The sequence below is a fragment of the Lentzea pudingi genome, from assembly GCF_014646255.1.
Taxonomy (GTDB): domain Bacteria; phylum Actinomycetota; class Actinomycetes; order Mycobacteriales; family Pseudonocardiaceae; genus Lentzea; species Lentzea pudingi.
In genome coordinates, this window is record NZ_BMNC01000013.1 from 188,312 (window position 1) to 202,907 (window position 14,596).

General features: G+C 69.4%; 12 protein-coding genes. 3 read left to right on the top strand and 9 right to left on the bottom strand.

The annotated features are described in order from the left end of the window. Window positions 1-21: 21 nt before the first annotated feature. Entirely contained in the window at window positions 22-1,056 is a 1,035-nt protein-coding gene (locus IEY88_RS33555) for a zinc-dependent alcohol dehydrogenase family protein (RefSeq protein ID WP_189158916.1), read from the top strand. Here the strand turns inward: IEY88_RS33555 and IEY88_RS33560 are convergent. Further along, a complete protein-coding gene (locus tag IEY88_RS33560) occupies window positions 1,040-2,512 on the bottom strand; it encodes a flavin-containing monooxygenase (RefSeq protein WP_189158917.1) in 1,473 nt (490 codons plus the stop codon). The two genes, IEY88_RS33555 and IEY88_RS33560, sit on opposite strands and share 17 nt — an antisense overlap. A 115-nt stretch (window positions 2,513-2,627) precedes the next feature. On the opposite strand from IEY88_RS33560, the gene IEY88_RS33565 reads away from it, so the two are divergent. Then, window positions 2,628-3,203, top strand: a complete 576-nt coding sequence (locus tag IEY88_RS33565; RefSeq protein ID WP_229694023.1) for a TetR/AcrR family transcriptional regulator — start codon at window positions 2,628-2,630, stop codon at window positions 3,201-3,203. Here IEY88_RS33565 and IEY88_RS33570 read toward each other — a convergent pair. The 4 genes from IEY88_RS33570 to IEY88_RS33585 form a co-directional block, all read right to left on the bottom strand. Next, on the bottom strand, window positions 3,169-3,876 hold the full coding sequence (locus IEY88_RS33570; protein ID WP_189158918.1) for a type 1 glutamine amidotransferase: 708 nt from the start codon (window positions 3,874-3,876) through the stop codon (window positions 3,169-3,171). The two genes, IEY88_RS33565 and IEY88_RS33570, sit on opposite strands and share 35 nt — an antisense overlap. Further along, window positions 3,869-5,116: a MurT ligase domain-containing protein gene (locus IEY88_RS33575; protein ID WP_229694012.1), complete on the bottom strand. Its 1,248-nt coding sequence runs from the start codon at window positions 5,114-5,116 to the stop codon at window positions 3,869-3,871. Before IEY88_RS33575 ends, IEY88_RS33570 begins: the two co-directional genes overlap by 8 nt. Window positions 5,117-5,218: 102 nt before the next feature. Next, window positions 5,219-5,704 (bottom strand): helix-turn-helix domain-containing protein, encoded by a 486-nt coding sequence (locus tag IEY88_RS33580; RefSeq protein WP_229694013.1) that lies wholly within the window; start codon window positions 5,702-5,704, stop codon window positions 5,219-5,221. Between the two features lie 115 nt (window positions 5,705-5,819). Next, window positions 5,820-7,511 carry an LCP family protein gene (locus tag IEY88_RS33585; RefSeq protein WP_229694014.1) on the bottom strand — a complete coding sequence of 564 codons (1,692 nt, stop codon included), beginning with the start codon at window positions 7,509-7,511 and terminating at the stop codon, window positions 5,820-5,822. 329 nt (window positions 7,512-7,840) lie between these two features. On the opposite strand from IEY88_RS33585, the gene IEY88_RS33590 reads away from it, so the two are divergent. After that, on the top strand, window positions 7,841-10,771 hold the full coding sequence (locus IEY88_RS33590) for a glycine--tRNA ligase (RefSeq protein WP_189158956.1): 2,931 nt from the start codon (window positions 7,841-7,843) through the stop codon (window positions 10,769-10,771). Between the two features lie 60 nt (window positions 10,772-10,831). Here IEY88_RS33590 and IEY88_RS33595 read toward each other — a convergent pair whose 3' ends face one another. The 4 genes from IEY88_RS33595 to IEY88_RS33610 all read right to left on the bottom strand — a co-directional run bounded on the left by IEY88_RS33595 (window position 10,832) and on the right by IEY88_RS33610 (window position 14,559). Continuing rightward, window positions 10,832-11,614 (bottom strand): chitosanase, encoded by a 783-nt coding sequence (locus IEY88_RS33595; protein WP_373294238.1) that lies wholly within the window; start codon window positions 11,612-11,614, stop codon window positions 10,832-10,834. Window positions 11,615-11,792: 178 nt separating this feature from the next. Next, window positions 11,793-12,245: a hypothetical protein gene (locus IEY88_RS33600; protein ID WP_189158919.1), complete on the bottom strand. Its 453-nt coding sequence runs from the start codon at window positions 12,243-12,245 to the stop codon at window positions 11,793-11,795. A gap of 87 nt (window positions 12,246-12,332) precedes the next feature. Then, entirely contained in the window at window positions 12,333-13,790 is a 1,458-nt protein-coding gene (locus tag IEY88_RS33605) for an alpha/beta hydrolase (protein ID WP_189158920.1), read from the bottom strand. A gap of 52 nt (window positions 13,791-13,842) precedes the next feature. Then, complete coding sequence (locus IEY88_RS33610) at window positions 13,843-14,559, bottom strand: helix-turn-helix domain-containing protein (RefSeq protein WP_189158921.1); 717 nt, start codon at window positions 14,557-14,559, stop codon at window positions 13,843-13,845. Window positions 14,560-14,596: the final 37 nt, after the last annotated feature.

The following is a 14,596-nucleotide window of genomic DNA, read 5'->3' on the forward strand; positions in this document are numbered from 1 at the left end:
ACGAGGCAGAGGAGGCGCCCTGTGCGGGCTACGACGATCTACGGCACCCGTGACATCCGCGTTGAGGAGGTGCCGGACGCGGCCGTTCAGGAGGCCACCGACGTCGTCGTCCGGGTCGAGCTCGCGTGCATCTGCGGCAGCGACCTGTGGGCGTACCGCGGGGTGGCCAAGCGCGAGGGCGGGCAGCGGATCGGCCACGAGTTCCTCGGCATCGTCGAGGAGGTCGGCGGGGACGTGAAGAGCGTCCAGGTCGGCGACCGGGTCATCGCGCCGTTCGTGTGGAGCGACGGCACGTGCGCGTACTGCCAGGCCGGGCTGCAGACGTCCTGCCGCAGCGGCGGGTTCTGGGGCAGCAAGGGCAGCGACGGCGGGCAGGGCGAGGCGGTCAGGGTGCCGCAGGCCGACGGCACGCTGGTCCGGGTCCCCGCGGACGCGCCGGCGTCGCTGCTGCCCGCGTTCCTGAGCCTGAGCGACGTCATGGGCACCGGTCACCACGCCGCCATGGGCGCGGGTGTCGGTCCCGGCGCGACGGTCGCGGTCGTGGGTGACGGCGCGGTGGGGCTGTGCGGCGTGCTGGCGGCCAAGCGGCTCGGTGCCGAGCGGATCATCGCGATGGGCCGCCACGAGGACCGTGCGAAGATCGCGACGCTCTTCGGCGCCACGGACCAGGTCTCCGAACGCGGTGAGGCCGCGATCGAGCGCATCAAGGAGATGACCGGCGGCCTCGGGGCGTCCGCGGTGCTGGAGTGCGTCGGCACCGAGCAGTCGTGGGAGACCGCGATGGGCATCGTGCGCGACGGCGGCCGGATCGGGTACGTCGGTGTGCCGCACGAGATGCCGGGGCTGCCGCTGGGCAAGCTGTTCGGCCGCAACATCGCCATCGGTGGCGGTGTCGCCCCGGCGCGGGCGTACCTGCCGGAACTGCTGGCCGACGTGCTCGCCGGGCGGATCGACCCCGGTCCCGTGTTCGACCGGACGGTCGCGCTCGCCGACGTCGCCCAGGGCTACCAGGCGATGGACGAGCGGACCGCCCTCAAGGTCATCGTGCAGCCGTAGTCAGCACGTAGTCCTCGGCGCGCACGCGCTTGGTCCGCATCCAGTACCGCCAGGTGAATCCCGGCCACACGGTGCGGTTCACGCCCTGCGCGTCGAGGTACCAGCTCTTGCACCCGCCCTGGGTCCACACGCCCTTGGTGAGCTTCCGCTGGAGCTCCTCGTTGAACTCCTGCTGGGCCTCCACTCGCACGTCCAGCTCCGCTGCGCGGTGTTTTTCGAGGAGCTGGAGGCACTGCGAGATGTACCGGATCTGCGACTCGATCATGAACACGACCGAGTTGTGCCCGAGTCCGGTGTTGGGGCCCAGCAGGAAGAACAGGTTGGGGAAGCCGGAGACCGTGATGCCGTAGTAGGTCTCGATGCCCTCCTGGCGCCACTGCTTCGCGAGGTCGACGCCGCCCTTGCCCTGGATGTCCAGGTAGTCGAACGAGTCGACGACGTGGAACCCGGTGCCGTAGATGATGACGTCGACCTCGTGCTCGACGCCCGCGCTGTCCACGATGGACTTCTCGCGCACCTCGGAGACCTTGTCCGTCACCAGGTCGACGTTCGGGTAGCCGAGCGCCGGGTAGAAGTCGTTGGAGATCAGCACGCGCTTGCAGCCCATGGTGTAGTCGGGCTTGAGCTTGCGGCGCAGTGCGGGGTCCGGCACCTGCTTCTTCAGGTGCCGCAACGCGATCCCCTGCGCGAACTGCATGATCTTCGGGTTCACCGCGAAGCCCAGCGCGGACGACTCGCGCGTCCAGTAGACGAAGTTGCGGTAGGCGCGTTGCGTGAAAGGCAGGGCGCGGAACAGCTTCTGCTCCCAGCCGTTGATCTCGCGGTCGGCCTTGGGCATGATCCACGGCGGCGTGCGCTGGAAGATCTTCATCGACGCGACCCGGCCTGCGATCTTCGGCACGAACTGGATCGCGGACGCGCCCGTGCCGATGACGGCGACGCGCTTCCCGGTCAGGTCGTGGTCGTGGTCCCACTGCGCTGAGTGGAAGGCTTTGCCGCTGAAGTTCTCGATGCCCGGCAGTTCCGGGACGTTCGGGATGTGCAACGCGCCGACGCCCGCGACCAGGGCCTGCGCCGTGTAGGTGTCACCCTGCTCGGTCGTGACGTTCCAGCGCTTGGCCTCGTCGTCCCACTGCGCGCCGGACACCTTGGTGTTGAAGCGGATGTGCGGCCGCAACCGGTACTTCTCGGCGACGTGCTTCAGGTAGTCGAAGATCTCGCCCTGCTTCGCGAACATCCGCGACCACTTCGGGTTCATCTCGAACGAGAACGAGTACATGTGCGACGGCACGTCACAGGCGCAGCCCGGGTAGGAGTTGTCCCGCCAGGTGCCGCCGAGGTCCGCGGCCTTCTCCAGCACCACGAAGTCGTGCTCGCCGCGCCGCTTCAGCTCGATGGCCATGCCGAGGCCGGAGAAGCCGGTGCCGATGACGAGCACTTTCGTCGTTCGGTGCATGGGGGAGTCCCTCCGCTCGCGGTGGCTACTTCGCAGTAGGTTACTCGAAGTAAGTTACGAGCGGTAGACTCCTTTCGTGACTGCTCCGCGCCGCCGCATGCCCAAGGCCCAGCGCATGGCTCAAATGCTCACCGTCGCGGAGGAGATCTTCGCCGAGCAGGGGTATCTGGCCACGTCGATGGACGAGATCGCCGAACGCGTCGGCGTCTCGAAACCGATGCTCTACGAGTACTTCGGCTCGAAGGAAGGCCTGCTCATCGGCTGCATCCACCGCGCGCGCACGGAACTGCGGGAGAAGACGGCGGCGGCGATCTCGGGCGCGGCGAGCCCGGAGGAGTTCCTCAGACTGGGGCTGCTCGCGTTCTTCGAGTTCATCGACGAGCACCGCAGGTCGTGGGCGTTGCTGCGGCAGGAGGCGGCCGTGGCGGTGCCGTCGGCGCAGGAAGAGGTGGAAGGCATCCGCCAGCAGCAGACGGACATGATCGGGGCCGTGCTGGCGTCGTTCACGCCGGAGATCGACCCGCTGGAGGCGGAGGCGTTCGCGGAGATCGTCGTCGGTGCGACCGAACGGCTCGCGGTGTGGATGGAGCGCAGGCCCTCGGTGGGACCTGCGCTCGCAACCGACTACGTGATGAACGTGATCTGGCCTGGAGTGGCTAGGAAGCTGCCCGAACCCGCTCAGCCCGCATAGAGGTCACGGCGGGCAGGTCGATCGGCGCGACCTTCGTGCCGGTGGCCCACTCGATCAGCATGTCGGCGAGCGCCGGGTTGCGCGGCAGCACCGGGCCGTGCAGGTACGTGCAGACGATCCGGCCCTGCACCGCGCCCTCGACGCTGCCGTCGTTGCCCGTGCCGACCTTGACGTGCGCGAGCGGCCGGGCGGCCGGGCCCAGCGTGGTGCGGCCCTGGTGGTTCTCGAACCCGATCAGCGGGCCCGCGAACAGGCCGTTGATCGGCTCGGCGACGACCTCGCCGATCGCGCGGCTGCCGCCGGCGTGGGAGGACGAGTCGATCAGGCCCATGCCGGGGTGCGTGACGTTGTCGGCGCGGGTGAAGCTCTCGCCGAAGATCTGGATGCCGGCGCACACGCCCAGCACCACGGCGTTCTTCGTGACGGCGCGCTGCAGGCCGGGGTGCTCGCGCAGGTGCTTGACCGCCAGCGTCTGCGCGGTGTCCTCACCTCCGCCGACGACGTAGATGTCGCACGAGTCCGGCACCGGCTGGCCGTAGTTGATCGGCACGATCTCGGCTTTGATCCCGCGCCACGTCATGCGCTTCTCGAGGACCACGGCGTTGCCGAAGTCGCCGTACGTGCCGAGGAGATCCGGCAGCACGAGCGCGATCTGGATTGTCGACTCACTCATCAGCGGCAGCCCTGGCATTCAAGTCGCGGAACGCGGTGTAGTTGGCGATGACCTCGACCGCACCCTGGGGCATCTGGTCGATGGCCTTCAGGGGGTCGGGCACGATCGTGTGCTGGACCTCGGCGTAGGTCAGGCGGACGGCGAGATCGGTCGCCCGTTCGCCGGACGCGATCACCGTGCGGCCCTGCAGGCGTTCGAAGGGGACGTCCCACAGCCAGCTCAGGTCGCGGCCGTCGGCCTCCTGGGCGTTGATCACCAGGACGGCCGGGTGGTTGGCCTCCTTGACGACCGTGAGGGTCTCGCTCCAGCCCGCCGGGTTCTTGCTGAGCAACAGGCGCGCACTGCGGCCGCCCCGCTGGATCGTGCGGTACCGGCCGCTCACGTTGGAGACGCCGCGCAGACGACGCACCGCCTCGTCCGCCGGGACGCCCATCGCGTGGGCTGCCGCGGCCGCCATGACGGCGTTGGCCTGGTTGAACTTGCCCGGCAGCGTGAGCCGCAGCTCGAGCTTCTGGTGCTCCGGCGTGATCATCGCCTCGTCGGCGGTGATCCAGTTCGGGTGCGGCCGGGAGAGGTCGCACCCCGTGCAGTGCCAGTGCTCGCCCTGCCAGCGGATCGGGTTGCCGCAGCGCGGGCAGCTCGCCGAGTCGTGGTGCCAGCCGGTGCCGGTGGCGACCCAGACGACCTTGGAGGCGTTCCAAGCCGCGCTCGTCACCATCACGTCGTCGCAGTTGGCGATGACCGTGCAGTTCTGCAGCTTGTTGACGGCGTCCCGCAGCGACCGCTCGATGGTGCGGACCTCGCCGACGCGGTCGAGCTGGTCGCGGCTCAGGTTCAGGATCACCGCGACGGACGGGTTGCTGGCGCCCGCGACGGCCGGGAAGTAGGCCTCGTCGCACTCCAGCACCGCGTACGGCGCGTCCGGCTGCTTCGAGAGCGCCGTGACGTGGCCGTCGGGCATGTTCGCGCCGCTGTGGTTCGTGGCGACCTCGCCCAGCGCGCCCACGGCCCGCGCCAGCATCATCGTGCTGGTCGTCTTGCCGTTGGTGCCCGTCACCACGGCGACCCTGCGGCCCTGGGTGAGGCGGCCCAGCGCCTGCGGGTCGAGCTTCAGCGCAACCCGGCCGCCGATCATGCCACCGGCGCCGAGGCCCATCTTCTGGGACAGCGTGGAGCTCAGGTTGCCCAGCTTCACGGCGGCTGCGGTGCGCAGAGGGAGGCGGGCGGGGGAATCGTTCACGTCAGCGATGTTACCGGCGTTGGAATTCGCCCTTCCTGGACGGTCGTTGCGTTGGTGTGAACGGAGTTCGGTACAACTACCGGCTCAGCTCACCGGCTCAGCTCACCGGCTCAGTCCGCGCAGGATCCGGATGAGCTCCACCGTCGGGAGTTGACACAGCTGCGCCATGTTCTCGAGTGCGGGCAGGTCGAGGTGCACCTCGGGTGAGGCACCTGGCGGCAACGCGTGCAGCCGTCCGGCCGCCCACCGCTTGAGCGGCAGGATCCGCGGGTTGTCCGTGGCGGCGATCGCGGTGAGGCTCAGCGACAGGTGGCCTGCGGGGGTGTCGCCGAAGAAGCGTTCGTGGACCCGTGCGAGCACTTGGTGAGCCGGCACGTCGAGGGCGTGGCAGATCTCGACGAGACGCACCACGGAGCATTGCCGCGTGCCGAGCTCGTACGTCGCGAGCGTCTGCAGCGAGATCTCGGTCTGCAAGCGCTTGTTGAGTTCCTTGCGGGTCCATCCGCGCTGCTTGCGAAGGCTGCGGATCTCATCACCGAGCACGCGCTGGTACGCCGCTGTGTCGATTTGGCCGTTCGCAGTCTGCACTGGTCCCTCCACCCCGTGAGCGGGTCTCACGGTGATGGAAGGCGCTGTTGCTTCGTCGCTTACGCAACTTACTGGGAGAATCCCCCGAACGGGGTATACATCTCTACTCTGAGTATCAGTTTACGCAGCGCACGCCGTCCGCGGAGATGGGCGGAGGGGCCGCGGGGTCAGCCGGTTGCTGACGCGCACCGTCCAGGGCGAGTACTCCGGAACCGGTGAAGCCCTGCGCTCCGGGACCCGAGTAGTCCGCGCCGAGGAAGACGCGGACGGTGCCGGTCGGGACGTTGACGTCCTCTTCGGTGTTGAGACCGCCGAGGGCCTCCTGGACCGCGTCGGCGCCCGCCTCGCCGCCCTTGCCGTAGCGGACGACCGACTTCGCGAGCGCGGCGGCGTTGCCCGCCTGACCCCCCTTGAAGCCCTTCGCGACGAGCGACTCGAGCACCTGGCCCGCGAGGCCCGGCTGGCCGGAGGCGTTGCGGACGTCGACGGTGACCGTGGACCTGTCGAACTTCGGGTCCGCCGGGTTCGACGTCCCCGGGGCCTTGCCGAGGCCCTTGACGAACGCGCGCACCTCGGACTCGGTCACCTCGACCGCGGAGCCGTCCTCCGGCGTCTGCAGGTCGGGGCTGCCGGTCGGGATCGTCTGGAACGTCATGTTGCCGCCCGTCATGTCCTTCATCTGCAGGGCGAACTTGGTGATGTCCCAGCCGTCGTCGAGCACGATCGCGCCGCTCACGGCCTTGATCATGTCGTTGCGCTTGGTGCTGTCGGTGAGCACGCCCGCGGACAGCATCTTCTTGGCGAGGCCCGCCATGAAGACCTGCTGGCGCACGACGCGGTCGAGGTCGCCCAACGGCAGGCCGTGGCGCTGGCGGACGAACGCGAGCGCGTTCTTGCCCTCGATCGTCTGCTGGCCAGCCGGGAAGTTCGCGCCGGAGAAGCTGTCGCGGACCTTCGCGTTGAGGCAGACGTCGATGCCGCCGATGGCCTTGGTGATGTCGTAGAAGCCGACCAGGTTGACCTCGGCGTAGTGGTCGATCGTCGCGCCGGTCAGGGTCTGGACGGTCTCGATCAGGTTCTTCGCGCCGGCCTTGCGCGACTCCATCTCGACCTCGGGCCCGGTCTTGCCGCTGCTCTTCAGCTTCTCGGCGGCGTCGTTCTTGGCGTAGCCGTAGGCAGAGTTGATCTTGTGTTTCCCGTATCCGCCCGCGATCTTGACGTAGGAGTCGCGCGGGAACGAGACGGCGTAGGCCTTGCCGCTGTCGTTCGGGATGTGCAGCAGGATCAGCGTGTCGGTGTTGAACCCGCCGTCGTCGGTACCGCCCGCCTGCAGTTCGTTGAGGATGTTCTGCGGCAGCGGGTTGCCCTTGGAGTCGGTGCGGCTGTCCATGCCGACCAGCAGGATGTCGATCGCGCCGTCGGCGGGCTTCTCACCCGCGTCGGCCAGGTTCAGGTCCTGCTTGGTCAGACCGTCGGTCAGCGCTGTCAGGTTCTGCCACGCGACGCCGGTGACCAGCAGGATCGTCGCCGACAGCATGCTGATGAAGATCTTGGCGCCGGTGGACGCGCCGCGCTCGGCCCTGCCCGGCCTGCGGGCGGGCGCGGGCCGGGGCCTCGGCCGGGGTGCGGGAGCGGCGGCCTCCGCCTTCGCGGGCGTGGTGCGGACCGTGGGGCGGTCGGCGACCGGACGCGAGGCGGACGGCGGGATGCGGCGCGGGGGCTCGCTGCGGCCGGAGGACTCCCTGCGCGGAGGTTCACGGCGGGGCGGTTCGCTGCGGCCCGCCGGCTCGCGGCGCAGCGGTTCCACCCGCTTCGGAGGCTCGCGACGTGGGGGTTCCGCCCTGCCGGGCTGCCTGCGCGGGGGCTCGGAGGCCTTCGGCGGCACCGGGGGACGGCGGGGCTGGCCCGTCTGGGGACGCGGGGTGGCGGAGGGTCGCCTGGGATTCCCGTTCGGGTCTCCCGGCCGCGGCGGCCGGTTGTCCACACCCACTCCTCTCAGCACATCCGGGTACCCCAAGTAGACGTGCGGGAGGTCCACTCGGTTGTGCAAAGCGTGACACAGTGGCGGAGAGCACCCGATCAAGGCCCCCTGACCAGCGGTTTCGCCCGTTTCGTAGACTCGTCGCCGTGTTGACGATGCAGGACGCGCTGCTCGCGCTGACCAAGTACTGGACCGACCGAGGTTGCATCGTGGTGCAGCCGTTCAACACCGAGGTCGGGGCGGGGACGCTGAACCCGGCCACCGTGCTGCGGGTGCTGGGTCCCGAGCCGTGGCGCGTCGCGTACGTGGAGCCGTCCGTGCGGCCCGACGACGCCCGCTACGGCGAGAACCCGAACCGGCTGCAGACGCACACCCAGTTCCAGGTGATCCTCAAGCCCGACCCGGGCGACCCGCAGGAGCTCTACCTCGGTTCGCTCGAGGCGCTGGGCATCGACGTGCGCGGCCACGACGTCCGGTTCGTCGAGGACAACTGGGCCTCGCCGGCACTCGGCGCCTGGGGCCTCGGCTGGGAGGTCTGGCTCGACGGCCTGGAGATCACCCAGTTCACCTACTTCCAGCAGGCCGGCGGCATGACGCTGGACCCGGTGTCGGTGGAGATCACCTACGGCATCGAGCGGATCATGATGGCGCTGCAGGGCGTCGACCACTTCAAGAAGATCGCCTACGCGCCCGGCATCTCCTACGGCGAGGCGTTCGGCCAGGCCGAGTACGAGATGTCGCGGTACTACCTCGACGACGCGGACGTGGAGGCGAACAAGCGCCTCTTCGAGGAGTTCGCGGCCGAGGCCCGGCGCATGCTCGACGCCCGCCTCCCGGTCCCGGCGCACAGCTTCGTGCTGAAGTGCTCGCACATCTTCAACGTGCTGGACGCGCGCGGTTCGATCTCCACGACCGAGCGCGCCCGCGCGTTCGGCCGGATGCGAGGACTGGCGCGGGAGGTCGCGGCGCTGTGGGCGGAGCGGCGTTCCGAGCTCGGGCACCCGCTGGGCGTCGCCGAGCTGCCCGCCGCCGTCGAGAAGCCCTCGTCCTTCGCGGACGTCGTCGCGCCGTCGACGCTGCTGTTCGAGATCGGCACCGAGGAACTGCCGCCGCACGAGGTGCTGCGGACCGTCGACGCGGTGCGCGCGGCCGTGACGGCGAAGCTGGCCGCGACCCGGCTGACCTCCGGCGAGGTGACCGTGCACGGCACGCCGCGCCGGATCGTCGTGCTGGTGCCCGCGGTCTCGCCGCGTGAACCCGATGCCGAACGCACCGTGCGTGGACCGAGGGTCTCCGCCGCCTTCGACGCCGACGGCAACCCGACGAAGGCCGTGCAGGGCTTCGCGCGCGGCCAGGGCGTCGAGGTGCCGGCGCTGGGCCGCGTGGTCGAGAACGACGTCGAGTTCGTGGCGCTGACGAAGTCCGACGCCGGCCGTGGCGCCGTCGAGGTGCTGAGCGGGCTGCTGGCCGAGGTCGTGTCGGACCTGCGTTCCGAGAAGAACATGAAGTGGAACGACCCGAAGCTGTCGTTCACCCGGCCGATCCGCTGGCTGCTCGCGCTGCTGGGGGAGACGCCCGTGCCGGTCGCGGTGTCGTCGCTCGCGTCGGGCACCTCCACGCGCGTGCACCGGACCGCAGCGGAGCCGGTCGTCGCGGTGTCCACTGCGGACGGTTACCTGGAGTTCCTGACCTCGCACGGCATCCAGGTCGACGCCGCCGCCCGTTCGGCCGCGATCGTCGAGGCCGCGCAGGAGCTGGCCGCGTCGGTCGGCGGCGTCGTCGAGGTCGACGGACTGCTGGACGAGGTCACGAACCTCGTCGAATGGCCGACGCCGATCCTCGGCTCGTTCGAGGAGCGGTACCTGGAACTGCCCGCGCAGATCCTCACGACCGTGATGCGCAAGCACCAGCGGTACCTGCCGGTGCGCGCGGCGGACGGTTCGTTGCTGCCGCACTTCGTGGCGGTGGCGAACGGTTCCGTGGACGCCGATCTGGTCCGGGCGGGCAACGAGGCCGTGCTGCGGGCGCGGTACGAGGACGCGGCGTTCTTCTGGCGGGCGGACCTCAAGACGCCGCTGGAGGAGATGAAGGCCGGGCTCGCGAAGCTGACGTTCGCGGACAAGCTCGGCTCGATGGCGGACCGCGCGGGCCGCATCGCCGCGCTCGCCGGTCGGTTCGCGGGCGTGGTGGACGTCGATCGTGAGACGTTGGACCGGGCCGGCGCACTGGCCAAGTTCGACCTCGGCTCGCAGATGGTGATCGAGCTGTCGTCGCTGGCCGGTGTCATGGCGCGGGAGTACGCGGCACGGGCGGGGGAGACCTCCGAGGTCGCCCTGGCCCTGTGGGAGATGGAACTCCCGCGGTCGGCCGGTGACGCGTTGCCGTCGTCGGTGCCGGGTGCGCTGCTGTCGCTGGCTGACCGGTTCGACCTGCTGGCCGGGCTGTTCGGGATCGGCGCGCAGCCGACCGGCTCGTCCGACCCGTTCGGGCTGCGCAGGGCGGCGCTCGGCGCGGTGACGGTGCTGCGGGCGTTCCCGGACCTGCGGGCGATCACCCTCCCGGTCGCGCTTTCCCTTGCCGCGGAAGGGCTCGAGGTCTCCGCGGAGGCGTTGGAGACGGCACGGGAGTTCGCGGTCCGCCGGTACGAGCAGGCGCTGCTCGACGGTGGGCACGAGCACCGGTTCGTGCAGGCGGTGCTGCCGCTGGCCGACTCGCCGGTGCTGGCCGACGAGACGTTGACGCAGCTGGAGTCGTTGGCGGGCAACGAGTCGTTCGACGCGCTGGCCGCCGCGCTGCAGCGAGTGCGGCGGATCGTGCCCGGGGCGGTTGAGGCCTCCTACGACGCTTCGGTGCTGTCCGAGCCCGCGGAAGTGGCGCTGCACAAGGCGTTCGACGGGGTTTCGCGCGACGTCGTCGGTCTGGCGGCGTTCTTCGCCGCTGCCGAAGGGCTGACCGGGCCCATCAACACGTTCTTCGACGAGGTGCTCGTGATGGCCGAGGACGAGAAGGTGAAGGCCGCCCGGCTCGGGTTGCTGGCGTCGATCCGCGACTTCGCGGCGCCGGTGCTGGACTGGACCCAGCTGTAGAACGACGTGCGAAGAGGGGCGCTCCGGTCTGGAGCGCCCCTCTTCTGCTGTGGCAACGAGTTAGTTGATGCTGAAGCTTTGGCCGTAGACCTTCCACTTCAGCGGTGTGTTCAGGTCGAGGTTGCCGGCCTTGAGCCACACGCGTTGCGCGGTGTCGACACGGGTCGTGTCCTCGTGCGCGGGTTCCTGCTTCATGGTCCACACGCGGGCGTCCATGAAGGCGTTGAGCCACGTGGTCTCGTTACCGCCCTGCGACGGCGGCTTCGCCTTGGCCAGAGCGCGCTTGCGGATGCCGGAGAAGTCCAGGCTGCCCCAGCCGTCGCCGTGCATCACGATCGCGTCGTAGTAGGCGAACTGGCCCAGCGCGCGCACGCCGTCGGCCCTCGCCTGCCTCAACGCCGGGTTGAAGTAGACGCGGTCGCGTTCCGACTCCTGCGCGGCCTTGAAGACGGAGTCCTTGGCCGCGGTCTTCCAATCCCTGGTGTAGTCGGGATCGAGACCCGCGTGCGAGTCGGTGCCGTTCACCCTGCGCAGCGCGGGCAGGTACTTCTCCAGCACGTTGCCGGGTTTGCGCTTCTTGTAGAGCTCGACCAGGTCGAGCATGTCGCCGGTACCGCTGCAGAAGCCGATGATGCCGGCGGTGTAGCCGCGGCCGTCCTCGATGTCCTCGATGTAGCCGAACTGGGCCTTCCAGTTCGTAGAGGAGTTCTCCGCGCTGGACACGATCTGCATCGCGATGTCCTTCATGCGCGGGTCGTCCAGGTCGGCAGCTTGCGCGGTGCTGGTGGTCGTGGCGATGAGCGCGACGCACGTCAGAAGCGTGGCCGCGAGGCGGCCCGTGATCTTCACGTAGGTCCTCCGGGTTGTCCCGGGCGGCAGTGGGGCCAACGGTAAGGGGTCTGCCCCTCTATCGGCAAGAGTGTTTACCAAAGTGCGGGCCACGCGTCGCACGTGATGCGACAAAACGCCTAAAGCCTTGCTCCACAACGGAATTTATGGGCAAGCGGTGTTACCGGATCTTTCACTGGCGGAGCCACCGCTTGAGAGCGGAGAACGGCCGCTTCCTCTCGTCGGAGCTGTCGTCCTCCTCCAGATCGAGTTCCAGGTCGGTGTAGTCGGGAAGCTGGTCCGGCGAGGTGTACTCCACTGCTCGGCCGGGTGATCCCGGCACCGGACCCGCCGTGAGGCGGTCGATGCGCGTGGGGCCGGGCAGGGAGAGGTCGTAGGCCCAGCCGCGGAGGGCGCGGGCCGCGCCCTCGACGGAGAGATCGCCGGTCAGGGTGGCCATCTGGGACCACTCCGTGAACTTCCAGGTCGTCTCGGCCGGCTGGCCCCCGTAGCTGCTGCCGCCGTAACGGCGCAGGAGCCTGCCGTCGCTGAGGAAGAGGATCTCGCCGAACACCCAGCTGTGTTCGGTGTCGGAGGAGAAACTCCAGTGAGCACGGACGGTGGCGCCTTTGCGGAAGTCCTTCATCGTTCCCCCAGGAAGATGGTGGATGTGCGAAGAGGGGCACTCCAGGTGGAGTGCCCCTCTTCTGCTGTGGTGCCGAGACTAGCTGAATCAGTTGTTCTCAGCGGCGCACTTCGTGTCCTTCGGACGGTCTCCGCCGAGCAGGTACGCCGACACCTTGTCGTTGGCGCACTTGTTCTTCCCGAGCAGGTAAGCGCCGTGGCCGCCCTGGTCGATGGTGATCATCGCGGCCCTGTCGCCGAACGCGCCGCGCGTCGAACGAGCGCCGGCCAGCGGCGTCGCGGGGTCGCGTTCGTTCTGCACCATCAGGATGTTGCGCGGTCCGCGGTCGGACAGCCGCACCTGCTTCTCCACCGGCTTCGGGAAGAACGCGCACGGCTGGATGTTCGCCGCCGCCGCACCGAACATCGGGTAGCGGACGCGGTCCACGGCCACGTTGCGCTCGTAGGCGCGGACGTTCGCAGGCCACTGCGAGTCACCGCAGATCACGTTCAACCGGCCCGCGAGCAGGGCCTGGACGCGCGGGACCTCCGGGTACTCCTGCGGCGGCTGCGGCTGGCCGAGGTCGAACGCCTTCCACGACGCGGCGAGCTTCGAGAACGCCGCGTCACCGGTGCCGTAGAGGCCCGCGAACGTGCCCATGCGGAACATCTGGCCGTTGATGCCCTCGACGGACGGCTTGGCGTCCAGTCGTCCCGCCAGGTCGAAGTACTTGGCGCGCACCTGCTGCGGCGTGGTGCCGAGACCGTACTCGGGGTGCGCCGCCGCCCACTTCGCGAAGTCCGGGAACGTGTCCTCGACGCCGCGGGCCATCAGCCGGCCGCCCTCGACGTCCCAGCCGCTCGCAGGCAGGTTGCTGTCGATCACGACGCGGTCGGTCGTCCGCGGGTGCAGCGTCGCGTAGACCGAGCCCAGGTACGTGCCGTACGAGTAACCGAGGAACGAGGCCTTCTTCTCGCCCAGCGCCGCACGCACGCGGTCCAGGTCGTGAGCAATGTTCCTGGTCGTGTTGTACGGCAACGCTTCCGCGCTCGCCGACCTGAGGCACTGCTCAGCGATCTTCTTGGTCAGATCGGCGTGCTTGCGCACGTCGGCCGGCGTCACGGCGTACGGCGGCACACTGCCCGCCGCCATCTGCTCCTCGGTCATGTCGCACGTGGACGGTGAGCTGTAGCCGAGGCCGCGCGGGTCCATGCCGATCACGTCGTAGCGGTCCAGCACGTCCTGCGGCATGCCCACGAGCTTCAGCAGCGCCGGGAACGTCAGGCCCTCGCTCGGCCCGCCGGGGTTGGTCAGCAGGATTCCCTTGCGCTTCTCCGGGTTCTTGCTGGCCAGCCGCGAGATCATCACCTCGGTCTGGCGGCCCTGGGGCCTGGTGTAGTCGAGCGGCACCTTCAACGTGCCGCACTCGACACCGGGAACGGCCACGTCGGACGGGCACGCCACCCACTTCACCTCGTTGACCGGCGCCGCCGACGACACCCCCGGTGCGACCACCAGCGCTGCCGCCGCGGTCACCACCGCGGCCAACGACATCGTTTTTCGCATTAGCAAATCCCTCCCCGACGACGCGCCCGATCGGCGCGCCACAAATGAGTGCTCAGCCGCCCATGCGGACGAGGACGTCCAGCTGGGCCTTGTTGTAGAGCTCGACCATCACCTTGACGACCGTCTGCCTCGCGTGCTCCACACCGCGCGGCGCATCGCTGTACAGACCGGCCGGATCCGGGAACGCGGCCCGCATCTCGGCCATGTACGGCATCTCGCGCATGCGTTCGGCCAGGTTCTGCCGGGTCTCCTCGTCCGCGTCCTCCGGCAGCGAGTCGAACTCGACGACCGCCGGGTTCCTCGAGTAGTCCTTCAACGTCTCGGCATACCTGACCAGCGTCTCCGGCGAGAGCAGCTGGGCCAGCACGACGGTGAACGAGCGGTCCTGCGGTGACAGGTCCGCGTTCTCGATCATCGCCGCGACGTCCGGCGGCAGGTCGGTCGGCACCTCCTGGCGCAGCACCAGTGCGAGCTCGGCCCTGATCCGCTGCAGGCGTTCGACCTGCGCGGCCAGTTCGGTGTCGAGCTCCCGCAACGCCTCGCGGGGATGTTCGTCCCCCTCACCGAGCTCCGCGATCTGCGTGAGCGACAGTCCGAGGTCGGTGAGGCGCTTGATCCTCAGCACCCGCACGAGGTGGGGCACGCCGTAGCTCTTGTAACCGTTGGCGCGGCGTTCCGGCTCGGCGAGCAGGCCCACGTCGTGGTAGTGCCGGATCGTGCGCAACGTCGTGCCGGCGAGATCGGCCAGCTGGCTGGTGCTCCACGCCACGACGTCCTCCTCCCGGTTGCTGACGGGACCCAGTTGA

Excerpts from the sequence above, each read along its gene's own strand:
- IEY88_RS33560 (WP_189158917.1), bottom strand. The coding sequence starts at position 2,512 with ATGCACCGAACGACGAAAGTGCTCGTCATCGGCACCGGCTTCTCCGGC.
- IEY88_RS33565 (WP_229694023.1), top strand. The coding sequence starts at position 2,628 with ATGGCTCAAATGCTCACCGTCGCGGAGGAGATCTTCGCCGAGCAGGGG.
- IEY88_RS33570 (WP_189158918.1), bottom strand. The coding sequence starts at position 3,876 with ATGAGTGAGTCGACAATCCAGATCGCGCTCGTGCTGCCGGATCTCCTC.
- IEY88_RS33590 (WP_189158956.1), top strand. The coding sequence starts at position 7,841 with ATGCAGGACGCGCTGCTCGCGCTGACCAAGTACTGGACCGACCGAGGT.
- IEY88_RS33600 (WP_189158919.1), bottom strand. The coding sequence starts at position 12,245 with ATGAAGGACTTCCGCAAAGGCGCCACCGTCCGTGCTCACTGGAGTTTC.
- IEY88_RS33605 (WP_189158920.1), bottom strand. The coding sequence starts at position 13,790 with ATGCGAAAAACGATGTCGTTGGCCGCGGTGGTGACCGCGGCGGCAGCG.